28 protein-coding genes and 1 tRNA gene are annotated in these 22531 nt (G+C 47.1%); 27 read left to right on the forward strand and 2 right to left on the reverse strand.

Annotation, left to right across the window (positions count from 1 at the left end; translation table 11 throughout):
* Window positions 1-151: 151 nt before the first annotated feature.
* Entirely contained in the window at window positions 152-1441 is a 1290-nt protein-coding gene (locus ODZ53_RS14410; RefSeq protein ID WP_007723992.1) for a Glu/Leu/Phe/Val family dehydrogenase, read from the forward strand.
* A gap of 644 nt (window positions 1442-2085) precedes the next feature.
* Here ODZ53_RS14410 and ODZ53_RS14415 read toward each other — a convergent pair.
* Window positions 2086-3057 (reverse strand): asparaginase, encoded by a 972-nt coding sequence (locus ODZ53_RS14415; RefSeq protein ID WP_016740002.1) that lies wholly within the window; start codon window positions 3055-3057, stop codon window positions 2086-2088.
* Between the two features lie 82 nt (window positions 3058-3139).
* Between ODZ53_RS14415 and prsW the strand changes: the two genes are divergently transcribed.
* The 17 genes from prsW (at window position 3140) to ODZ53_RS14500 (ending at window position 16210) form a co-directional block, all read left to right on the forward strand.
* On the forward strand, window positions 3140-3814 hold the full coding sequence (gene prsW / locus ODZ53_RS14420) for a glutamic-type intramembrane protease PrsW (protein ID WP_012686123.1): 675 nt from the start codon (window positions 3140-3142) through the stop codon (window positions 3812-3814).
* 20 nt (window positions 3815-3834) lie between these two features.
* Entirely contained in the window at window positions 3835-3993 is a 159-nt protein-coding gene (locus ODZ53_RS14425; RefSeq protein WP_012686124.1) for a hypothetical protein, read from the forward strand.
* Between the two features lie 25 nt (window positions 3994-4018).
* Entirely contained in the window at window positions 4019-4678 is a 660-nt protein-coding gene (locus tag ODZ53_RS14430) for a cell wall hydrolase (RefSeq protein ID WP_188068036.1), read from the forward strand.
* A 32-nt stretch (window positions 4679-4710) separates the two neighbouring features.
* Complete coding sequence (gene ypeB, locus ODZ53_RS14435) at window positions 4711-6084, forward strand: germination protein YpeB (RefSeq protein WP_199927084.1); 1374 nt, start codon at window positions 4711-4713, stop codon at window positions 6082-6084.
* Window positions 6085-6200: 116 nt separating this feature from the next.
* On the forward strand, window positions 6201-6881 hold the full coding sequence (locus ODZ53_RS14440) for a flagellar brake protein (protein ID WP_372677968.1): 681 nt from the start codon (window positions 6201-6203) through the stop codon (window positions 6879-6881).
* Window positions 6882-6897: 16 nt separating this feature from the next.
* Window positions 6898-7089, forward strand: a complete 192-nt coding sequence (locus ODZ53_RS14445; protein ID WP_229088044.1) for a hypothetical protein — start codon at window positions 6898-6900, stop codon at window positions 7087-7089.
* Between the two features lie 158 nt (window positions 7090-7247).
* Window positions 7248-7919 carry a (d)CMP kinase gene (gene cmk / locus ODZ53_RS14450; protein WP_012686128.1) on the forward strand — a complete coding sequence of 224 codons (672 nt, stop codon included), beginning with the start codon at window positions 7248-7250 and terminating at the stop codon, window positions 7917-7919.
* Window positions 7916-8509: a lysophospholipid acyltransferase family protein gene (locus ODZ53_RS14455; protein WP_012686129.1), complete on the forward strand. Its 594-nt coding sequence runs from the start codon at window positions 7916-7918 to the stop codon at window positions 8507-8509. The genes cmk and ODZ53_RS14455 overlap by 4 nt, the downstream gene beginning before the upstream one ends.
* Before the next feature lie 185 nt (window positions 8510-8694).
* Entirely contained in the window at window positions 8695-9867 is a 1173-nt protein-coding gene (gene rpsA, locus ODZ53_RS14460) for a 30S ribosomal protein S1 (RefSeq protein ID WP_372677851.1), read from the forward strand.
* 76 nt (window positions 9868-9943) lie between these two features.
* Window positions 9944-10996: a type 2 isopentenyl-diphosphate Delta-isomerase gene (gene fni, locus ODZ53_RS14465; protein WP_372677853.1), complete on the forward strand. Its 1053-nt coding sequence runs from the start codon at window positions 9944-9946 to the stop codon at window positions 10994-10996.
* Window positions 10997-11079: 83 nt separating this feature from the next.
* On the forward strand, window positions 11080-11715 hold the full coding sequence (locus ODZ53_RS14470) for a YphA family membrane protein (RefSeq protein WP_199927080.1): 636 nt from the start codon (window positions 11080-11082) through the stop codon (window positions 11713-11715).
* Window positions 11716-11722: 7 nt separating this feature from the next.
* Window positions 11723-12628 carry a YIEGIA family protein gene (locus ODZ53_RS14475; protein WP_372677855.1) on the forward strand — a complete coding sequence of 302 codons (906 nt, stop codon included), beginning with the start codon at window positions 11723-11725 and terminating at the stop codon, window positions 12626-12628.
* A 3-nt stretch (window positions 12629-12631) separates the two neighbouring features.
* A complete protein-coding gene (locus ODZ53_RS14480; protein ID WP_064199963.1) occupies window positions 12632-12814 on the forward strand; it encodes a capping complex subunit for YIEGIA in 183 nt (60 codons plus the stop codon).
* Window positions 12815-12867: 53 nt separating this feature from the next.
* Window positions 12868-14181: a ribosome biogenesis GTPase Der gene (gene der / locus ODZ53_RS14485; protein WP_372677857.1), complete on the forward strand. Its 1314-nt coding sequence runs from the start codon at window positions 12868-12870 to the stop codon at window positions 14179-14181.
* Between the two features lie 15 nt (window positions 14182-14196).
* Entirely contained in the window at window positions 14197-14799 is a 603-nt protein-coding gene (gene plsY, locus ODZ53_RS14490) for a glycerol-3-phosphate 1-O-acyltransferase PlsY (protein WP_372677859.1), read from the forward strand.
* 13 nt (window positions 14800-14812) lie between these two features.
* Window positions 14813-15865 carry an NAD(P)H-dependent glycerol-3-phosphate dehydrogenase gene (locus tag ODZ53_RS14495; RefSeq protein WP_372677861.1) on the forward strand — a complete coding sequence of 351 codons (1053 nt, stop codon included), beginning with the start codon at window positions 14813-14815 and terminating at the stop codon, window positions 15863-15865.
* 78 nt (window positions 15866-15943) lie between these two features.
* The gene (locus ODZ53_RS14500; protein ID WP_007716506.1) at window positions 15944-16210 is read left to right on the forward strand and encodes a stage VI sporulation protein F; all 267 of its coding nucleotides are present in this window, start codon (window positions 15944-15946) and stop codon (window positions 16208-16210) included.
* 120 nt (window positions 16211-16330) lie between these two features.
* On the opposite strand, the gene ODZ53_RS14505 is transcribed toward ODZ53_RS14500, so the two are convergent.
* The gene (locus ODZ53_RS14505; protein WP_372677863.1) at window positions 16331-16816 is read right to left on the reverse strand and encodes a hypothetical protein; all 486 of its coding nucleotides are present in this window, start codon (window positions 16814-16816) and stop codon (window positions 16331-16333) included.
* A gap of 158 nt (window positions 16817-16974) precedes the next feature.
* Between ODZ53_RS14505 and ODZ53_RS14510 the strand changes: the two genes are divergently transcribed.
* From ODZ53_RS14510 to ODZ53_RS14550, 9 genes are all read left to right on the forward strand, one after another.
* Window positions 16975-17139: a DUF2768 family protein gene (locus tag ODZ53_RS14510; RefSeq protein WP_256435327.1), complete on the forward strand. Its 165-nt coding sequence runs from the start codon at window positions 16975-16977 to the stop codon at window positions 17137-17139.
* Between the two features lie 12 nt (window positions 17140-17151).
* Window positions 17152-17448, forward strand: coding sequence for a 2Fe-2S iron-sulfur cluster-binding protein (locus tag ODZ53_RS14515; protein ID WP_087348352.1), 297 nt, complete (start codon window positions 17152-17154; stop codon window positions 17446-17448).
* Window positions 17449-17464: 16 nt separating this feature from the next.
* Complete coding sequence (locus tag ODZ53_RS14520; RefSeq protein WP_372677865.1) at window positions 17465-17812, forward strand: 2Fe-2S iron-sulfur cluster-binding protein; 348 nt, start codon at window positions 17465-17467, stop codon at window positions 17810-17812.
* A gap of 16 nt (window positions 17813-17828) precedes the next feature.
* Entirely contained in the window at window positions 17829-18557 is a 729-nt protein-coding gene (locus ODZ53_RS14525; RefSeq protein ID WP_372677867.1) for a hypothetical protein, read from the forward strand.
* A gap of 182 nt (window positions 18558-18739) precedes the next feature.
* Window positions 18740-20218, forward strand: a complete 1479-nt coding sequence (spoIVA, locus tag ODZ53_RS14530) for a stage IV sporulation protein A (protein WP_026133991.1) — start codon at window positions 18740-18742, stop codon at window positions 20216-20218.
* A gap of 237 nt (window positions 20219-20455) precedes the next feature.
* Complete coding sequence (locus tag ODZ53_RS14535; protein ID WP_005831316.1) at window positions 20456-20728, forward strand: HU family DNA-binding protein; 273 nt, start codon at window positions 20456-20458, stop codon at window positions 20726-20728.
* A gap of 236 nt (window positions 20729-20964) precedes the next feature.
* Complete coding sequence (gene folE, locus ODZ53_RS14540) at window positions 20965-21528, forward strand: GTP cyclohydrolase I FolE (RefSeq protein WP_012686144.1); 564 nt, start codon at window positions 20965-20967, stop codon at window positions 21526-21528.
* 69 nt (window positions 21529-21597) lie between these two features.
* Window positions 21598-21674: transfer RNA gene (locus ODZ53_RS14545), tRNA-Pro, on the forward strand.
* Between the two features lie 114 nt (window positions 21675-21788).
* The gene (locus tag ODZ53_RS14550; RefSeq protein WP_372677870.1) at window positions 21789-22499 is read left to right on the forward strand and encodes a lytic transglycosylase domain-containing protein; all 711 of its coding nucleotides are present in this window, start codon (window positions 21789-21791) and stop codon (window positions 22497-22499) included.
* Window positions 22500-22531 lie beyond the last annotated feature (32 nt).

The raw sequence follows: 22531 nt of genomic DNA on the forward strand, positions 1-22531 counted from the left end.
AAATGAATGGTAAATAATTGAATGATTATGCAAAACAAGGCACGAAAACGTTTTCGAAATGGAAAAAAAACATTTTTAAGCTTCTCATAAATGATACAAGCGTGTATACTAAAGGCGGCATTGACCGAAAACATTTTTGAGGTGGTAAGTAATGGGTAATCAAGACGTGGTAACCGAAAGCACCGAAGGGAAAGAAAAGCAAGAATCATTGAACTTGCTCCATTCAACTCAAACGGTGATCAAGGAAGCACTGGAGAAACTAGGTTACCAAGAATCGATGTTTGAACTCTTGAAGGAACCGCTACGCGTTTTGACTGTACGTATTCCGGTTCGCATGGATAATGGCGAAGTAAAGGTATTTACGGGCTATCGTGCACAGCACAACGATGCAGTAGGTCCGACCAAGGGGGGCATTCGTTTCCACCCGGAAGTTACTGAGGATGAAGTTAAAGCACTTTCTATCTGGATGAGCCTCAAAGCAGGTATCGTCGATCTGCCATATGGCGGTGGTAAAGGCGGTATCATTTGCGACCCGCGTGAAATGTCCTTCCGCGAACTGGAAAGACTGAGCCGCGGTTACGTTCGCGCAATCAGCCAACTTGTGGGCCCTACTAAAGATATTCCGGCTCCGGACGTCTTTACGAACTCACAGATCATGGCGTGGATGATGGACGAATATAGCCGTATCCGTGAATTTGACTCGCCTGGTTTCATTACGGGTAAACCAATTGCGCTGGGTGGTTCCCATGGCCGCGAAACAGCTACTGCAAAAGGTGTAACCATTTGCATCCGTGAAGCAGCAAAGCGTCGTAACATCGATGTAAAAGGTGCTCGCGTAGTTGTACAAGGCTTTGGTAACGCTGGTAGTTACTTGGCAAAATTCATGCATGATGCAGGCGCTAAAGTTGTAGGTATCTCTGATGCATACGGTGCGCTGCATGATCCAAACGGTTTGGATATCGACTACTTGTTGGATCGTCGTGATTCCTTTGGTACAGTTACAAAACTGTTCAACAACACGATTACCAACAAAGAGCTTCTTGAACTGGAATGCGACATTTTGGTTCCGGCAGCAATCGAAAACCAAATCACAGCTGCAAACGCTCACAACATCAAGGCGTCAATCGTAGTAGAAGCGGCAAATGGCCCAACTACTTTGGAAGCGACTAAGATTTTGACCGAGCGTGGAATTCTTCTGGTTCCAGACGTACTTGCTAGTGCTGGTGGTGTGACTGTTTCCTACTTCGAGTGGGTACAAAACAACCAAGGCTACTACTGGTCTGAAGAAGAAGTAGAAGAGAAGTTGGAAAAAGTAATGGTTCGTTCGTTTGAAAATGTATACTCCATGTCTCAAACTCGTCGCATTGACATGCGTCTGTCTGCTTACATGGTTGGTGCCCGCAAGATGGCTGAGGCTTCTCGCTTCCGCGGTTGGGTATAATTCTTCAAACAACCCTCCATATATTGAGAAAGCATGGCTCCGCCGTTTTGGCGGGGCCTTTTTTATTGGCTGCTTGAGATGTGGCTGTAGTGTAGAGAAGAATATTTCCAGCCTAGGCTCCAGGCTCCGTCCTGCTGGGGGTTGAGACTGTCCGCTCCGAAGGGATTCGCGGGGAAACGCAAAAGTGGTAGCCGCTACGTCGCGAGGGCACGGTTGCATTTCTTTTACCCGCGAATCCCTTCTCCGCTTGGGAGGACTTCACAAGTCGCTACGCCTGGAAATATTCTTCTCTATCGTGACAGGTAACACTCTTCAATCTTTTAAGGCATTTAAAACCTGTTTAAAACGGTAAGCTCGTAGAGGAAACAGGAGAAAAAAGCGAAGATCTTAGGGACACCGACCGAGACGCAAATGCAAAAAGCGAAACACGCTCTTAAGCGTCCACCTCTGAAACACATCCTGAAGGGACAACTTTGGACGCGGTTTCGCTTTTTGCATGGAGTCGTACAGTCAATCCCCCAGCGGGTGGCCCTAGAATCTGAGCGTTTTCTCCTGTTTCCTCCCCACCACAACAGCACCGTTCAAGTTATATTTTTAAGGAAAAAAAAACCTCCTGAAGAACCAGGAGGCTTACGTCATATGATTTACTGGTCGAACAACAGCTGCAGCTCTTTGAAAGTCCGTGTTTTTTGCAGCGTTACAATTAACTTGAGACGAGCCTTTTGCCCATTTAAGCCATTGGAGAAGATGATGCCCATCTCTTTTAGCTTGCGGCCTCCACCTTCATAGTCATAGATATCCTGCACCTGGCCATTGTAGCAGCGGGAGACGAGGACGATCGGTACGCCTTTGTCCAGTAACTGCTGCAGGGTAGGGATGATAGCGGGTGGAAGATTTCCCAATCCAAACGCCTCTACGACGAGTCCATCAATTTGCTGCTCCAATAAAAACTGTAGCCAAGAAGGCTCCATACCAGCAACTGCCTTGATCAACGGGACATTCGCATCAGCATGGGTAATGGCATAATGCTCGCGATCCAATGGAGCGTGGTGGTATTGCACGCTTTTTTTCGCAATGGTTCCAATCGGTCCGTATTGTGGCGACTGGAAGGTAGCGACATTGCTCGTGTGTGTTTTCGTTACGTGACGTGCCGCGTGAATTTCGTCATTAAAAACAACGATAACCCCTTTGTTCAGACTGTCGGAATCTGCGGCTGCACGAACGGAAGAAATGAGATTGACTGGACCGTCAGCTCCGAGCTCATTACTGCTGCGCATGGCGCCGGTTACGACAATCGGGACGTTGACCGACAAAGTCAGATCCAGGAAGTATGCGGTCTCCTCCAACGTATCAGTCCCATGGGTAATGACAATGCCATCATAGTGATCTTGTTCAAAGGCTTCCTCAATATCGAGACGCAGCTGATTCATGATCGCAGGAGTCATATGAGGGCTAGGTAGGTTGAGTACATTTTTCATGGTGACATCCGCGTGTTTTTCTAAAAAAGGAAGGATTTTGTTGACTGCTTGATCATCCAATGGCTTTACGCCTTCTGAGTCATCGACAGACATGGCAATTGTACCGCCTGTGTTCACTACCAAAATTTTTTTTGACATGATCTCTCTCCTGTAGCGGGTTTTCATCAACCATTATTCATGGTACGATGAATGATAGTCTTGTGTAAAGGAGTAATAAAAGATGATTGCTTTGATCGGCGCGGCAGTTGCCCCCGGTATCGCCATCTTAAGTTACTTTTACCTGCGTGACAGTCTCGAACCGGAGCCGATTTCAATGGTCATCCGGTCGTTTATCTTTGGTATGCTGCTGGTCGTACCGATTATGGTACTACAGTACATCATGCAGAATGAATGGAACTGGCGGGATGGCATTGTCGCGGAAGTTTTCCAATCCGCTGTCGTGGAAGAATTTTTTAAATGGATGGTCATCTATTTTACGGTTTATAAACATTTCGAATTTGATGAGCCATACGATGGAATTGTTTATGCGGTTGCGGTGTCACTTGGTTTTGCTACGTTGGAGAATTTGTTTTACCTCATTATCAATGGAACAGATATCGCCATCTGGCGTGCCTTTCTGCCGGTATCCAGCCATGCGCTGTTTGCGGTGTGGATGGGCTATTATCTCGGACGGGCCAAGTTTTCCAAGGACGCCAAACATGAACGGCTTTTTTTATGGATGTCGATTACCTTGCCGATCGGCTTGCATGCTTTGTACAACTTGATTTTTTTGGCGGTCCAAAACTGGTTGGTAGTGATTGTGCCATTCATGCTTGTATTGTGGTGGCAGGGCTTAAAAAAGGTACAAAGAGCACACGATTTCGGTTCTAAAAATCTCTCTTCACGTCCACAATAGACGGTAAGGAGGAGACGTACGTGCTAAAAACCGATCGAGCAAAAGTGACAATTCAATGCAATGTATGTGGAGAAAAGTTTACACTGCGTGGTCATCGAGAACCTGGAGGGCAAATAGAAACAGGGTTCAAGCAGTGCCTGTGTGATAACGACAAGCATTTTCGGATTGATGAGTCCTGATCTTTTCCATCCCAACTAAAAAAGTGTGACAAATCTATGTGGGCCGATGCAAAGAGCATCGGTCTTTTTCTATATCCAGATTTACATGCATAATCCACTCTTCCTCCACCAACACTATGCAAAGATTTCAATACATGCCAAGGAGGATTCAGCCGTGCGTACAATCTGGATCGCAGGTGTGTTGGTGATGTTGGTGGCAGCGGGCTTGAGTGGATACAAGGCTGTCTGGAAGGAAAAGAATGTAGCTGCCGTACAAGAGGAGCAGATAGCTGCACCTGCAGCAAAGGATAAGACGGTCAAAACCAAAGCCAGCTTCCATCCTTCACGAGTCTCTGACAATGATTTAAAAATCATGGCGAATGCTGTTTACGGGGAGTCAAGAGGAGAGCCGTTTGAAGGGCAAGTTGCTGTCGCTGCCGTTATATTGAACCGCGTCAAGAGCCCTACGTTTCCTGATACGCCCTCGGCTGTGATTTTCGAACCACGTGCTTTTACAGCAGTTGCTGATGGTCAAATATGGCTTACTCCGAATGAAAGTGCGACGAAAGCAGTGAAGAATGCACTAAACGGCTGGGATCCGACGGGAGGCTGCACATACTATTTTAATCCGGATACAGCAACATCCGGTTGGATTTGGACCAGGCCGCAGGTGAAAAAGATCGGGAAACATATCTTTTGCAGATAATGGATGCATAATCAAAGGAGGAGTGGCAAGGGATGGTATATGGAGCAACAGCACGCGTGTTATTTCCCGTTGCCCTAGTTGCCTTAATAGGCGCTGGCGTGTGGGGATATCAGGAGCATAATGAGAAGAACTCGGTCTTGATCAAAGCGGAAAACTCATACCAACGGGCTTTCCATGATCTTACTTATCATGTGGACAAGCTGCACGATGAGCTTGGCAAATCGCTGGTGGTCAACTCGCGCAGACAAATGACCCCTATCTTGACGAGTGTTTGGCGCCTTTCCTATGCGGCACAAGCGGATGTCGGACAACTGCCATTGACCTTGATGGCATTTAACAAAACAGAAGAAATGCTGTCGAGGGTCGCGGATTTTTCCTATCGCGTCGCTGTGCGTGACCTCGACAAGCAGCCATTGAGTCAGAGTGAATACAAGACATTGAAGAGCCTTCACACCCAAGCAAAGGAAATCCAGGATGAGCTGCGCAAGGTACAAACCGTCGCGATGGACAAACAATTGAGATGGATGGATGTCGAGACGGCTTTGGCCTCCAATAAAAACAAAGAGGACAATTCCATCATCGACGGATTCCAAACCATTGAGAAAAAAGTGCAGGAATACCCTGATTTAGACTGGGGCGTTGGAATACAGAGTCTCGATAAGAAAAAGCAGCAGCGAATCAAAGGGATCGATGGCAAACCAGCAACAAAAGAGGAAGCAGAGAAGAGTGCACTATCGTTTCTCGGGTTGAAGCCTGGAGATGCGAAAGTGGAAGTAAACGATAATGGCAAGGGGCAGGAATACTCGGCGTATAGCGTACATGTCACGCCAAACGGGCACAAGACAGGTATTAACCTTGATGTTACCAAACGGGGTGGAAAAGTCGTTTGGATGATGAACGAGCGTGGAATTGGCGAGGAAAAGCTGGACATGAAGCAGGCGGAAGAAAAAGGTCGAGTGTTCTTGCAGAACCATGGATTTGACAATATGCAGGTCTCTGAGATTGACAGCTACGACCGCAACGCACTCTTTACGTTTGTGCCAGTTCAGGATGGCGTCAGAATTTATCCGGACGGGGTGGTCGTTGAGATTGCGTTGGACAACGGAGAGGTTACTGCCTATAATTCCACGGAGTATCTGTTTAATCACAAAAAGAGAATTCTCTCCAAGCCCCGCCTCTCGAAAGAAGAAGCAAGGAAAAAAGTCAATCCGAGTGTAAAAGTGACGGATCAGCGACTTGCCCTAATCGAAGGGAAAAACGATGGAAAAGAAGTGCTGGCGTGGGAAATGACAGGCAGCTTTGAAGGAAATTCGTACATGGTCTACATCAATGCCGTGAATGGAGAAGAAGAAGAAGTTGTGAAAATGGAAACGGGATCGGGATCGGGACAGAACGAAGGACAATAGTCTTAAAAAAATAGGGGGAAAGCTAGTTTTTTAGCGGCTTTCCCTATTTGCTGATTCGAAACAAAAGGGTATATAATGGAAAGGGTGATAGGAAGGGGAGGAACAATTACTTTATGATGCTTCCACGAATAGGACAAATAATAAGACTAAACTTCACGAGTTCCTCAGAAGAAACGGAGTTGCAAACCTTCAAAAGCCGTGTTGCTGATTTGAAGGAGGATGTAGCTTCTATCGAGTTGCCGACCAGCGAAAACACTGGACGGACTGGGGTGTTTCAACCAGGGACAGAATGCTTGGTTTGGTATGTTGGTGAGGATGGCTCACGCTATGAATTCCGCTCTGCGATTGTCGGCAGACAAAACAATCACATTCCTGTTCTGCTTCTGCAACTGCCGGCTAAAGAGGAGATTGTGCGCACACAGCGACGAAACTACTTGAGAATTGACACCACGGTAGACATCGCAGTCAAACTGGATGATCCGATTCGCCGTTATCATTTTCTAGCACGAACGTTAGATATCAGTGGTGGTGGGCTGTCTTTTAGCTGTGAGGAAAGCTATCATTTGAAGGAAAAAGACAACTTGCACGTCTGGATTTCCCTTCCAAGTAAAAATGGACAGGTTCAACATGCTTTTGTTGTGATGGAAATCGTCAGACAAAAACCGGCGGAAGAAAAAGGTTTGCACCAATGGATTTCAGGTAAGTTCACTCAGATCAGTGAGCAAGATCGAGCAAAAGTGGTTAGAGCGTGTTACGAGAGACAGCTAGAGCTTCGCAAAAAAGGCGTTGTGGATTGACGCTTCATCAGAGGAAGTGACCCTATTGACCAGTCAGTACAACGATCGTTTTCGCAGCTTTTCCAAACGGGTAGAAAAAGGCATCATGATTGGAATTGTCGTATGTGCGATTGTACTGACCATAGGCGAAGTCCTCATTCAGTACGTACCCGCAAGATTAGTATTAATCGAAACAGAGCGCTTGGAAGGCGTGTCCAGAGAGCCCTAAAGGTTTGCGCATGCTTCCATACTATGGTACTATTATAGATAACATAGAAAACGGTCTTGAATCGTTTTTTCATCACACAAAGAATGGGAAAGGGCTTCGACAGAAGCTTTTCTTGTTTTATTCCCATCCGAACTAACGTACATAGCAGGTGAGAAGTAATGAACATTGCCATTGATGGACCAGCGGGAGCAGGCAAAAGCACTGTCGCCCAAAAAGTAGCGGGTCAACTGGAATACGTGTACATTGACACGGGTGCCATGTATCGTGCCCTCGCTTGGGCAGTCCACCATCATCAGCTCCCTATCAGCGATGAGTCTACAGTTTCCGAACTTTTGCAAAAAAACAAGGTTCAACTAGTTCGGGAAAATGGACAGCAACATGTATACTGGAATGAAATCGATGTCACGAGCTGGATACGTTCCACAGAAGTGAGCCAGTACGCCTCCATTGTAGCGAGCTACGGTTCTGTACGTGAACAAATGCTTGTGCTCCAGCGACGATTGGCGACGCAAGGCAATGTCGTCATGGACGGCAGAGATATCGGTACTCATGTTTTGCCAGACGCTGACGTGAAGATATTTCTGACGGCCTCCATTCAAGAGCGTGCAGAACGCCGCTGGAAGGAACTACTCGCAAAAGGTACCCAGACAGACTTGGCTGAGCTGGAAAAAGAAATCGAAGAGCGAGATCGACGGGACATGCAGAGAGAAGTCGCGCCGTTGCGTCAGGCGGAAGATGCCGTTTTGGTAGACACAACAGGAATGACCATTGATCAGGTGGTCGATCGCATCTTGCAAATCTGCGAGCGAACGGGAGAGTCAACCCATTGAGTTACTATCGTTTATTCAGAGGTTTTTTTCGCATCATTTTTTCGCTTGTCTTTCGTTGGCAAGTGATCGGGCGTGAACATATACCTAAGGAAGGCCCAGTGATCCTTTGTGCCAACCACATTTCTTTATGGGATCCACCTCTTCTCGGGGGTGGCATCGAGCGTCAGGTTCTTTTCATGGCCAAAGAAGAGTTGTTCAAAATTCCGGTCTTATCCTTTCTCATTACCAAATTCGGTGCATTTCCGGTTAAACGGGGTGCAGGAGATCGTGCGGCCATTCGCACGACTCTCAAATTGCTGGAAGATGGAAAAATCTTTGGAATCTTTCCTGAGGGAACCCGCAGCAAAACAGGGGAACCAGGGGAAGCGATGCCAGGTGTGGCGATGTTCGCTCTCAAGTCAGAAGCTGTGGTCATTCCGGTAGCCATTATCGGGCCATATCGACCGTTTCGTTCCATCAAGATCGTTTACGGTAAACCGATCGATCTGACTCAACTACGCGAGGCCAAATCAAGCGCTGATACGTTGAAGGAAACAAGCGATCTGATTATGGAGCACATCAAGCAATTACGAAACCAGCATCTCTCTTAGCAAACGGTATAGAATTGCTAAAGGGACGAATACTAAAACTGCTGGAACTTACTGGCTTCATCAGTACTAACTGTCAGCCATCAGGCGACAGTTAAAAATATACATGCTCCCGCTTCATGTAGTGAGGTTGTACACAACCTGTACATAGACGTTTGGGACTGGATGGTATTAAGGAGGTCTTTTGAATGATGGAAGAAACGAACGTAAGCTTGACGGATGCAACAACGATTTCCGTAGGAGATGTTGTAAAGGCAACCGTAACAAAAGTTGAGGACAAACAAGCGCTTGTAGATCTAGGTTACAAGTACGATGGTCTGATTCCTATCAGCGAACTGTCTCCACTGCATGTTGAAAAGGTATCTGATGTAGTAGCAGTTGGTGATACTTTCGAAGTGAAAGTCATCAAACTAAACGACGAGAAAGAAGAGCTCGTTGTTTCCAAGAAAGCAGTAGCAATGGAATCCTCTTGGTCTGATCTTGAGCAAAAAATGCAAGCGGGTGAAATCATTGAAGCGGCTGTGAAAGAAGTAGTGAAGGGCGGCCTTGTTGTTGATGTAGGCGTTCGCGGCTTCATTCCGGCTTCCATGGTAGAGCGTCATTTTGTTGAAGATTTCTCCGACTACAAAGGCAAAACATTGGCTTTGAAAGTAGTAGAAATGGATAAGGAAAAGAATAAAGTCATCCTGTCCCACAAAGCGGTTTTGGAAGACGAAGTAAAAGTGCATAAGCAATCCATTATGGATAAAATCCAAGTGGGTCAAGTATTGGAAGGAACGGTTCAGCGCATGACCGATTTCGGCGTATTCGTAGATATCGGTGGTGTTGATGGATTGGTTCACGTATCTGAGCTTGCTTGGAACCGTGTAGATAAACCGTCCGATGTCGTGAAAGAAGGCGACAAGGTAAAAGTGAAGGTCCTCAAAATTGACCGTGAAAACGAGCGCATTGGCCTTAGCATCAAGGAAACGCAAGCAGGTCCATGGGCGAACGTTGCAGAAGATTTCAAAGCGGGCTCTATTTTGAATGGAACGGTAAAACGTCTGGTGTCCTTCGGTGCATTTATTGAGCTGGCACCTGGAATCGAAGGCCTCGTACACATCTCCCAGATTGCAAATCGTCGGGTGAATACACCTAGTGAGGTGTTGAAAGAGGGTCAAGAGGTACAGGTGAAGGTTTTGGATGTTGTTCCACAAGAACAACGCATTAGCCTCAGTATCCGTGCGGTAGAAGAAGACCGTGTGGAGCAGGCAGAACGTGCGAGCAAGCGTGAACAGCAACAATTCACGCAAGAAAACAACCAACCAATGGGCGTGACATTGGGCGAGTTGTTCGGTGATCTGAAAGACAAGTTCAAGTAAGATAAAAAGTAGGATTCATGGGGATACGCTCTGGCGTATCCCTTTTTTCTGAGAGCGAAAGTCTAGGAGGGGTACAATGGATCGTCGTTCGATTAGAAAATTGGACCATATTCGAAATGCTCTTATCACCGGGGAAAATGGGGCAAATAGTTTTGATGATGTCAGCTTTGTTCCGAACAGCTTGCCGAATGTAGCACTTGCAGAAACCTCACTGGACACCGAGATCGCATCCTTGCGACTCTCCTCACCGATCATGATTAATGCGATGACGGGTGGAGCCGGTGGGACTACCCAGATCAATCAAAAACTGGCGATCATTGCGAGGGAACGAAATCTGGCGATGGCTGTTGGCTCACAAATGGCCGCTTTGCGTGATCCAGATGTTACGGATAGCTATCGGATTGTCAGAAGGGAACATCCACAGGGGATCTTGTTTGCAAATGTGGGGGCAGAAGCGACAGTGGAGCAGGCAATAGCAGCGGTGGAGATGATGGAAGCGAACGGATTGCAAATCCATCTGAATGTCATGCAAGAGCTGTTAATGCCTGAGGGGGATCGGGATTTTCGCGGCTATCTGGAGCGGATTCAAGCGATCAGGGAGAGTCTGGATGTGCCGGTTATTGTCAAAGAAGTCGGCTTTGGAATGGCAAAGGAATCAATCGAGAAGCTCATAGAAATCGGAATCAGAACAATCGATGTGGGTGGACGAGGCGGAACAAATTTTGCTGAAGTCGAAAATATGCGAAATGATCAGCCAAATGCCATGTTCGAGGATTGGGGATTCACGACGGTGGAGAGCTTGCTAGAAGCGAATGCTGTCGGTCACTCAGGAGTGTCATACATTGCAACAGGTGGTGTTCGTCATGGACTCGATGTAGTCAAAGCCGCTTCTTTAGGTGCGTCCGCTGTCGGGATGGCAGGGGCAATGCTGCGTCTGGTTCAACGTGAATCTCTGGAAGATTGCTTGTCTACCGTCGACAGATGGCATCATCAAATTCGTGTGGCGATGACGGCACTAGGAATGAAAGGTCTGGCTGATGCCGTTTGTACGCCTGTTATGATCACGGGAAAAACAGCAGAGAGAGCGAGGCTTCGTCACGTGCAATTGGAGAGACTGGCGCAACGTTAGGTAGTGGACGAGCATTCGATTCATGAAATTTCCTTGGTTGAGGCATACTTTTGGGAGACAACCATCATTTTGAGGAGATGAACATGAACGAGGGAACCGTTGCGATCCTTATCCAGTGGTCTTTACTGTGTCTTGTCTGGATGGGAAGCTTTGACTTGCAGCTGCGAAACATGAAGATGGAACGCAGACGAGTGCTCGCAGTGATCAGCGCATTTTTAATTTGTTCGTTTGTTAGCTGGAAAATCTATTTTGCCCCTATTCAAGTTAGTCTAAGTGGAACGATATTGCCACTGATCGCAAGCATTGTCCTTTACACCAAGCTCATTTCTAAAATACGCAGATTGTACTTGCTGAGTGCGCTGGCAACGGCTCTTTTGCTATTTTGGCTACGCTGGCTGTTTTTTACCGATCCGATCTTGCTGTTTTGGGACGAGCGGATCATCGTACCTGCTGTTGGAGTCAGTACCATTTTTTTGATGAGTAGAACACATCTGGGACAGCTGTTTCAGCTGACGCTCTCCTTGCCTCTCGCAGATGCGATACATTCGCTATATTTTTGGAAATTGTCGGGTTCCTGTCAGTGGGGATCCGAGTATGCGCAAGATTTACTGTGGAGTAGCCTATCTCTATGGGCTCTTGTCAGCATAGTCTGGTCTGCGATTCGTCGTATCCTTGGTAGAACAGAAACAGAGTCTTCCCATTCCGATACGGGTAGGTGACGCTAGGGTGTTGAAGGGATTGCTAGCATATGATTATGTGTTTCCGTTAGTTCTGGGGTTCCTATTCGGCATTTTGTGCCGGATTCATCTTTTGCGAACAGATTATCGACAATATCCAACCTATCCCCACGGAAAAATTATTCACGTTTCACTTGGCGTGATCGCATCCGCGCTCGGAGCGTTAGCGATTCCTGCTCTGCTCAAGGAGAATTACACGGCAGTCACATTTTTGACGTTGGCTGCTCAACAATTCCGTGATGTGAGGAACATGGAACGCACTACGCTTAATGAGATCGATAAACGGGAGCTGGTGCCCCGTGGTGGCCCCTATATCGAAGGGATCGCAATGGTGTTTGAAGGACGCAATTACATGGTCATGTTTACCTCTTTGGTGACAACGACGGCTACCATTCTCTTTCATTGGTGGGGAGGTGTCATTGCAGGTGTCATCGCCTTGTTGATTTCTCGCAAGCTGCGCTCTGGAAAAACACTATCGCTGATTGCAGAGATCGAGCCGGGGGAAGTGAGAATGGAAGGAAGAGACTTGTATGTGAACGACATTTACATCATGAACGTCGGGTTGGCAGATGCTCAAGAGATCATAGGTGAGCAAGGCGTAGGTTTTATTCTGACACCGCGGGATGCCAATGCCAAGGTCACGCTTGCCCACCCTGGACAGCGGCAAGCGATTTTGCACGATGCCGCAACGCAACTAGGCGTATATACCGATACGGGAGAGCCATCGCTAACACCCTTGGTAAAACGTGATATAAAGTCGGGGAGAATGGGTGTATTTTTATTGCCGCAAGAAAAAGATGTGGAACGTGCAACATCCGTCATTCGTGCAGTCCCGATTCTCGAAAGCGTCTTCCGAATGCCAACGAAGACTAGAATGATGAAAAAGGAGCTGTAGGCCATGACAGGAGTAATCTTGGCGGCGATTACGACGAACAAAGACAGGATAGCGGGTGGTGTGCCGATTTTTATCGAGTCTACTACGGAGCTTATGCAGCAAACAGCTTTCACGCTGGAAAAGATACTAGACGGGATGGTGCATGAAGTAAGCGCCGATACCCTTATCATTGTTCGGCATAAGTAGTGTATGGTATGATTAGCTAGTCAAAACGTAAATGAGAGAGAGTGTTGTTGATTATGGGATTACCAGTGGTAGCCATTGTGGGGAGACCCAACGTGGGGAAATCCACGATTTTTAACAGATTGATTGGCGAACGAGTCGCGATCGTGGAGGATATGCCGGGTGTAACCCGTGACCGCCTGTACGGGAAAGGTGAATGGTTAACGCATACTTTCCATGTGATTGATACCGGTGGAATTGAGTTTGGCGAGACCGACGAGATTCTTACACAGATGCGTTACCAGGCAGAGCTTGCAATTGACGAAGCAGATGTCATCATTATGATTGCTGATAGCCGTACAGGTGTAACAGATGCGGACGTGGAACTGTCACGGATGCTGAATCGGACGGGAAAACCTGTCGTACTCGCAGTGAACAAAGCGGATAATCCGGAAATGCGTGCGGATATTTACGATTTTTATTCCCTGGGCTTAGGCGAGCCATTCCCTGTCTCGGGTAGCCATGGTCTTGGCTTGGGAGATATGCTGGAAGAAGTGTGTCAGCATTTCCCAGCAGAGGATGACGAAGAGAAGAGAGACGATGTTATTCGTGTATCCATCATCGGTCGTCCAAACGTCGGGAAGTCTTCCTTGACGAATGCGATTCTCGGTGAAGAGCGAGTCATTGTCAGTGAGGTTGCCGGAACGACCCGTGATGCGATCGACACGCCATTTGAGCGTGATGACCAAAGCTACGTTCTTGTAGACACGGCAGGTATGCGCAAGCGTGGAAAAGTGTATGAAACAACGGAAAAATACAGTGTAATGCGTGCGATGCGTTCCATTGAAGATTCCGACGTCGTTCTTGTTGTCATTAACGGGGAAGAGGGCATTATCGAGCAAGACAAGAAAATCGCAGGTTATGCACATGAGGCTGGTCGTGGTGTCATTATTATCGTGAACAAATGGGATGCGATTGAAAAAGACGACAAAACGATGCAACGCTTCACAGAATTGATTCGCGAAGAGTTTAAATACCTGGATTATGCTCCGATCCTGTATGTGTCTGCAAAATCGAAGCAACGTGTCCATACGATTCTACCGAAGGTCAATGAAGTAGCTCAAGCACATACGATGCGCATTCCTACCGCGGTTCTCAATGATTTGGTAACAGATGCGACGATCCGTACGCCTCCACCATCTGATCGCGGCAAACGCTTGAAGATCAACTATGCGACACAAGCAACGGTGAAACCGCCGACGTTCATTCTGTTTGTGAACGATCCGGAACTCATGCACTTCTCCTATGAACGTTACATAGAGAACAAGATCCGTGAAGCATTTGTGTTTGAAGGCACACCAGTTAGAATCTGGACACGGAAAAAAACGTAGGGAGAGAAAAACGCCATGGTGTTATTATCCTGGGTGCTTAGCTATTTAATCGGTTCTATTAGCTTTAGCTATCTTATCGCCAAAAAAGTCGCAGGAATTGACATTCGTTCTCATGGCAGCGGAAATGCCGGTGCAACCAATACCCTCAGGGTGTTAGGAAAAGGCCCCGGCATTGCCGTTCTCCTTCTTGATGCAGTAAAAGGAATAGCTGCAATGGGACTGACTCACCTGATGACGGGGGATCCGGCAGCGTACGCAGTGGCAGGATTGTTTGTTATCGCGGGTCACAATTGGCCAATCTTTTTTGGATTTCGCGGAGGGAAAGGCATTGCGACCACGCTGGGTGTCGTATTAGGGTTTTCTCCCTTGGCATTTTTGATTGCTGCCGTGATGGCTGTCGTAGTCATTGCGATCACTCGCTTTGTTTCATTAGGGTCATTGGTTATCGTAACGGTTATTCCATTTACCCTTTATTTGTTGGACAAACCCATTTCCTTTATTTGGGCGAGCTTGGCGATCGCAATCTTTGCTTACATTCGTCATTATAATAATATCCGCAATCTTCTTTCAGGTAACGAGCGGAAACTAGGAGACAAGTCCAACCGGAAGCTGGGATAATGTACGAACGGACATGAGAAAAGTGGAGGGGGACGTATTGATTCAAAATGTTACGGTGATTGGTGCCGGAAGCTGGGGAACGGCACTTGCTACAGTCTTGGCGGACAACGGTCATCAGGTCACGCTTTGGGTACGGGATACCAGGCTGGCTGAGGAAATAAACAGCAAGCATGTGAATGAAAAATACCTGCCGGGAGAAAAGCTTTCAGCTAACATAGTGGCGACGACCAACATTCAAGAGGCTGTAGTAGGGAAGCGCATTGTTCTTCTCGTTGTTCCTTCCCATGCCATGCGCCAAATCTGCCTGCAAGTGGCTCCGCACCTGGAACCGGATGTCCTTTTGATTCATGCGACAAAAGGCTTTGAATTGCAAAGCTTGAAGCGAATGTCAGAAGTCATTGCGGAAGAGGTGCCGAAAGAGATTGCGTCCAGATTGGCAGTGTTATCAGGACCGAGCCATGCCGAGGAAGTAGTCAAACGGCAACCAACAACAGTTGTGATGGCGTCTGAATCGGAAGAAAGCATGCTGCGTTCTCAGGATCTGCTGATGAATACGAATTTTCGTGTGTATACCAACCCGGACCTGATTGGCGCTGAGATCGCCGGAGCGTTGAAGAATATCATTGCACTTGGTGCAGGGATGTCGGATGGTTTAGGGTATGGAGACAACGCGAAGGCAGCCCTGTTGACCCGTGGCTTGGCGGAAATTAGCCGTCTGGGCATCAAGCTCGGTGCTAAGCCGCTTACGTTTTCAGGTTTGGCTGGTGTTGGCGATTTGATTGCCACATGTACGAGTAAACACAGCCGAAACTGGCGTGCAGGCTATATGCTCGGACAAGGAAAAAAACTCGATGACGTACTGGCACAGATGGGGATGGTCGTCGAAGGCGTTCGCACGACAAATGCAGCCTTTTCGTTATCGCAACGCGAGCAGGTTGAAATGCCAATCACTACGGTTCTGTACGGCATGCTGTTTGAAGGAAAAGAAGCTCGTCAAGGCGTGGAAGAACTGATGGGGCGCGGAAAAACCTTTGAAATGGCGTACCTCAATCCCGATGCCGAATAAGTCATGAATGAAGTATCACCGATTTAGGCTTCTGCACATACCATAGGGTGAAAGCCCATGTGCAGGAGGAGATTTCACATGAATAATATGTCGAAACGACTTTTTGAGCGCTTGCAAGGGAAAGCAACGGAAAATGTCGATGAAGAAAAGCTTCGCTCACTAGCCGGTCAGGTCAAGCGCAGTGATTTTGAAGACGAGACCAAGCTGCGTCAAATCATTCGCACGCTCGCCACCCTTAGTGGCAAGCAATTAACTCCTGAAAAGGAAGATAAGGTCATTGAGATGTTTCGCAATCAGGAAATCAATCTAGGTGACATGTCGACCTTGACCAAGCTGCTCAAATAAGAGAAATGGGCGATTATGCCCGTTACCTGCAACAAAAACCGTCATACAGTAAGACTAGGAACAATCATGGCTCTACAGGGACATGGCTGACCTACAGATTGCAAGAAAAAAAGAGGGATCTTATCCCTCTTTTTTTCGTTCCTTGGTGCTGCCGCTTACCTGTGTAATCAGGTTCTGGACCAAAGGGGATTGCAGGAGACCCAGTAATTGCCCGATATCTATATTGGCCAAAAGGTTGCCTAAGCCTGATTCCTGCGGGGGTGGTGTTTCTACTGCCTTTTGTGGCTCTGGGGCAGCTTTGCGTTTGCCAGCAGTAGCAGGCTTTTCGGCAACAACTTCAGGCTCAGGTGTGCGTTTTCCGAGGTTCTCAATCATCTCCATCGCCCCGTACAACGAATCCATCGTGTCTTCTACCTGCCGAATCGTGCTGCCGATCCCTTTGATATTATGGCGCATTTTCGAAACAGAGGTGCGCAAATCAACCGCGGGCAGGATTTTTTTCGGTGAAATAGAAAGGGAGACATTTTCGACTTGGTCGCTTAACTTTTTGCTGGGTATAGGCGCGTATGGATTCCGCCATTTTCGATTACTTACTTTATTACTCAACGTTTCATCCCTCCAATGGGCGAATTCATCAGGATAGTCTATGCGAATGTCTAGTATTAGGTTCGCAAGCGTCAGACGATGAGGGGGAAATATGGTATAATAAAGCAAAAAATGCAAAGGATGCTGCAGTCCCGATGTATATTGATCCTATGACAAAGATGAACATTTCCTTAATCGCCATTGGGCTCATGTTCGTCTGCAATTTACTTATGATCTTTGCCAGGAAAATAACCAATGGGTTCTTGCGGTTCCTTGTGAAGACCATCGCATTCTTACTATTACTTGTCGTGCTTGTCATGATTTTGATTGTGATTTTTGTCTAGGGAGGATAAACGATGTCAACAATCACACTACTTACTCGTGCAGGCAGTCATGAAGTCTCGATCGAGTTGAATCAATCCATTGTTGATCTTGCGAAAAACAATAACATTGTGTGGGGCCATGCATGCCAAAGAGGGGTATGTGCACAATGCCGTACACAAGTTTTGGAAGGGGCAGAGTACTTAAACGAAGTGACACCAGAAGAAAAACTGCGATTGCGAAAGGCTGAACGCGCAGACGGCTACAGATTAGGCTGCCAGACAAAGGTTGTTTCAACAGGAACAGTCAAGGTAGCTCATCGGCCGTACTAGTAAAGGAAGTGACGGAATGGGGAAAGTAACCTTTCTCCCGAGCAAGAAGAATGTGAAGGCGAGGACAGGGCAAACCTTGGTCGGTGTAGCTTCGTCAGCTCGCGTCGTAATCCCGCAGAGATGCGGTGGACACGCATCTTGTCTGATGTGCCGCGTGGTCGTTGAGAATGGCCTGCTGTGCCCGCCAACGGCATTGGAAAAGCGAAAGCTGCCTGAAAAGGATCTGGCGAATGGGATTCGTTTGGCCTGTCAGGCAAAAACGACAGAAAAGGATTGTACAGTCAGGATTCCAGAAAGCAAGCTGAAATCAGTGGTAGCGGCTGCACTCGAGCGACAACGCAAAGAAAATGAAGATGGAATGTAAGAGGTGTATACATAAGATGTGGCAATCGTGGCGAAAATCGTTCAAGCTTGTGATCAGTTTGACGATTCTGACTACCCTTTTATCTGGATGCTTGTATCCGGATGAGCGCAGAGCAGAGAATCAAATTCCTAGTACCTTTTTTGTAGATGCAACGCAAAAAGCGGTTGAGCAATTCCAGAAAGACACAGCAGTGTTGCCAATCGAAACGAAATCCCTTGATACTCCTATTTTTGAAAAATACGAGATTGATTTCCGTAAGATGATTCCGAAATACATGCCGGATGTACCTGGGAATGCATTTGAAAAAGGCGGCGTATACAAGTATGTACTGATTGATGTGGAAACAAAACCCACAGTGAAGCTCATTCACTTGACCGCTGTCAGCACAGTGGGGGATGTACAAAGCGAAGTAGACCGTTACAAGAATCATTTCGAAAAGCTACCTATACTCGCTGACTTGGGGAATGGATACTATTCCATTGATCATGACCGGCTCGGTTTAAAAGCGTGGCAAGTACCGTCAACAATGGGGACTTACTTACTGCCACTGATCATGAACGCTGAAGGACAAGTCGGAATTGATTACGCTGCGGATATCGCGCAATTGCTCCGGAATACAAAAGTAACCGTACCGGAAAAAACAGACCCGAGGTACGTGCTGGCGCGCAATTCCATGTTCGTACCCGCGAAATCGTTTCCATATGAAATGGTCGATGGTGATCCGAAGCTTCTCAAACTAAATTAACTTCGTGAAAAACGACTCGCATCAGGGTCGTTTTTTTTTTGTTCTAGTTAACGCAAAAATACATATATTTGTACTGTCCACAAAACTAGTACGAGATTCCCTACGAAAATACTGGCGGTCAGGGATAATTCGGAAAATCGGTCATAGTGTAAAAATAGACAAATAGAAGGAGGTCATCGATGGTGGAACGAGTCGACATCTTTAAAGACATTGCCGAGCGGACGGGCGGAGACATCTACCTCGGAGTGGTAGGCCCTGTTCGTACGGGAAAGTCGACCTTTATCAAGCGGTTTATGGAGCAAGTTGTCATCCCGAATATCAACTCTGAAGCGGAGCGGATACGAGCGACAGATGAGTTGCCGCAGAGCGCTTCAGGACGAACAATCATGACAACAGAACCCAAATTTGTTCCGAATCAGGCCGTTAACGTACATGTGACAGAAGGACTCAGCATCAATGTCCGCCTCGTTGACTGCGTTGGCTATACGGTAGAAGGGGCAAAGGGCTTTGAAGACGACAATGGCCCAAGAATGGTAAATACACCTTGGTATGAAGAGCCTGTACCATTTGAGGAAGCGGCCGAAGTCGGAACGCGCAAGGTTATCCAGGAACACTCGACCATCGGGATTGTAGTGACAACGGATGGCAGCATCGCGGAAATACCGCGTGTAGGATACATCGATGCGGAGGAGCGGGTTGTAAACGAGCTGAAGGAAGTCGGAAAACCGTTCGTGATCGTTGTGAACTCGACGCGTCCGCGCTCCGACGAAGCACAAAACCTTCGGGTACAACTCCAAGAAAAATACGATGTACCAGTCGTTGCCTTGTCGGTTGATCATATGACCGAGCAGGAAATCTTGCTCCTCATGAGAGAAGTCCTGTTCGAATTCCCAGTTCATGAAGTAAATGTCAATCTACCGAGCTGGGTAATGGTGCTGGAAAACGGGCACTGGCTGCGTCAGAACTACGAGGAAGCTGTACGTGAGACCGTGCAGGACATCCGCCGGTTACGCGATGTGGACCGTGTCGTCGGCTTCTTCAATGACTATGACTTCGTAGAGAGGGCCTCTCTTGCTGGTATGCACATGGGGCAAGGGATCGCAGAGATTGACCTCTACGCGCCAGATGAACTGTATGACCGCATCTTGATGGAAATTGTCGGAGTAGAGATAAATGGCAAAGATCATTTGCTGAAAATCATGCAGGAGTTCGCCCATGCCAAGCGCGAGTTTGATCAGGTAGCGGAAGCATTGCACATGGTCCGAAGTACGGGCTACGGTATAGCAGCCCCGTCGTTGCATGAAATGACCTTGGACGAACCTGAACTAATCCGCCAGGGACCGCGCTTTGGTGTCAGACTTAAAGCAACAGCGCCATCTATTCACATGATTCGGGTGGATGTCGAGTCTGAATTTGCTCCAATTATCGGTACAGAGAAGCAGAGTGAAGAGCTTGTACGCTATCTAATGCAAGACTTTGACAAAGACCCGCTTTCCATCTGGAACTCCGATATTTTTGGACGCTCTCTCCATTCCATCGTAAGAGAGGGTATTCAGGCGAAAATTACCATGATGCCAGACAACGCCAGATACAAATTACAGGAGACATTGGGTCGAATCATCAACGAGGGATCGGGTGGCCTGATAGCGATCATACTCTAATAAATAGTTCTGAAGTCCTATAAATAACAAATAGAGGGAAGGCATCTGACATGACGAGATGCCTTTTTTTCTTGTATTTCGTTCAATTTCGACAGGAGGGGCTTGAATTTAAGAAATCGGTGTATTACTATAAGCTTGTCAGATCGGTAAAAACAACCATTCGTGTATAAAACGCTTCGTTTCGGTTAAGAAAAATAATAGCTAGGACTTGGTGTTCTTTGAGGGGAGGTGAATATAATGAACAAAACAGAACTGATTGCAAAAGTGGCTGAAACCACAGAACTCACCAAGAAAGATGCAACAAAAGCAGTTGATGCAGTTCTTGACGCAATTGCAGATGCATTGAAAACTGGTGATAAAGTCCAACTGATCGGCTTTGGTAACTTCGAAGTTCGTGAACGTGCGGCTCGTAAAGGTCGTAACCCACAAACTGGTGAAGAGATCGAAATCGCTTCCAGCAAAGTACCTGCGTTTAAACCAGGTAAACAACTCAAAGACTCCATCAAGTAGTTGTTTCTTTTGAGAACGAAGCACTTACATAAAAAAATCCACATTGATAAAATGTGGATTTTTTTCTATCTACATACAGTTTGCCTATGAGAATTCTGGGATATCTTTTTGTCTTTTTTTAAACGATATGGTAAGATTGGCTTTGATCGCGAGCAGGCACTAAGTCTGGCACTGATTTGGAGCAGGCAGACCTTAGTGATGAGAAACAAGGCGTATGCCGTTACGTAGGAGGTACAATGATGAACGTCGACTTAGATAAAATACAGCAAGCTGTTCGCATGATCCTAGAGGCAGTGGGGGATGATCCTGATCGTGAAGGAGTGCTGGATACCCCTAAGCGAGTTGCGAAAATGTACGCCGAAGTATTTGAGGGCATGCATATAGACGAAGAGCAATATTTCGAGACTGTCTTTAGCGAAGATCATGAGGAAATGGTGTTAGTAAAGGACATTCCGTTTTACTCTATGTGTGAGCATCACTTGGTTCCCTTCTTCGGAAAAGCGCATGTCGCTTACGTACCGCGTGGAGGCCGCGTAGTAGGACTGAGCAAGCTCGCGCGTGCGGTCGATACCGTGGCGAAACGTCCGCAGTTGCAGGAAAGAATTACAGCGACAGTAGCTGACTCGATTATGCGCAAGCTCGATCCGCACGGCGTAGTTGTGGTAGTAGAGGCAGAGCATATGTGCATGACAATGCGTGGCGTGAAAAAGCCAGGCTCAAAAACGATCACCTCTGCTGTTCGCGGTATGTTTGAGAAAGATGCGGCTGCGCGTGCAGAAGTCATTAGTTTGATGCGCTAATCAGAATGCAAAAATAAGGAAATTATATTGACTCTATAGGTAAAATATTGTATAGTACGGATGTACAGTCGGGATGTGGCGCAGCCCGGTAGCGCGCACCCTTGGGGTGGGTGAGGTCCAGGGTTCGAATCCCTGCATTCCGACCATCTGCATATAACAATCAGAAGCCTTGAACAGAGGCTTCTTTTTTTATGTGTATAATTGCTACTCTCCCAAGTAGTACCAATTTGCTATTGGCTTCCTGATCTTTCTTTTTTATAATGATAGGTAGACAAGCTAGGGAAGGGTTGTTCAATGCTATGAAGGTGCCTGTATCACTTCAACCATATTTGCAAACATTACCGCAAAACTATGATGCCTCTTCGCTTTCGTATGGAGACGAGGGGCTCTTCTCGGACATCTTGCAGTCCCAGTTAGCAACAACCGGCCAGCGGGTAATCAGTTCGCAGGAGATTTTGGCCAAACTAGATGGATCCAGGAGCTGGAAGATTCCTACGCAGATTCAAAATGAGCAGTCCTTGTCTTTTGCCAAAGGGCCATCTGTTCCTACTCCGGAAATCTTGGACAAGATTGATCAGACAGCGAAAGCGATCGGAGTGAACGTTGATCTGGTGAGAGAGGTCGTCAGGGCCGAATCCAATTTCAATCCGAATGTAGAATCTCACGCAGGGGCAAAGGGCTTGATGCAGCTGATGGACAATACGGCAAAAGCCATGCAAGTCCGCAATGTATACGACCCTGATGAAAACCTTGAAGGTGGAACAAAATATTTAAAATCGCTTTTGGATCGTTATGATGGAGATGTGAAAGTAGTACTTGCTGCTTACAATGCTGGCCCAGGTCGGATGAGTCGTCTGGGAATCAGCAGTGATGACGAGCTAGAAGCGAAGTTTGACCAATTGCCGCAAGAGACACAGCGCTATGTAGACAAGATCATGAGCCGTCTGGAGTCAGAAGGGGCATCATACTAGACGTACGCGCATACCGTATTGGTCAGGAGGAA

Source organism: Brevibacillus sp. BD137 (genome assembly GCF_041644655.1).
GTDB classification, from domain to species: domain Bacteria; phylum Bacillota; class Bacilli; order Brevibacillales; family Brevibacillaceae; genus Brevibacillus; species Brevibacillus brevis_D.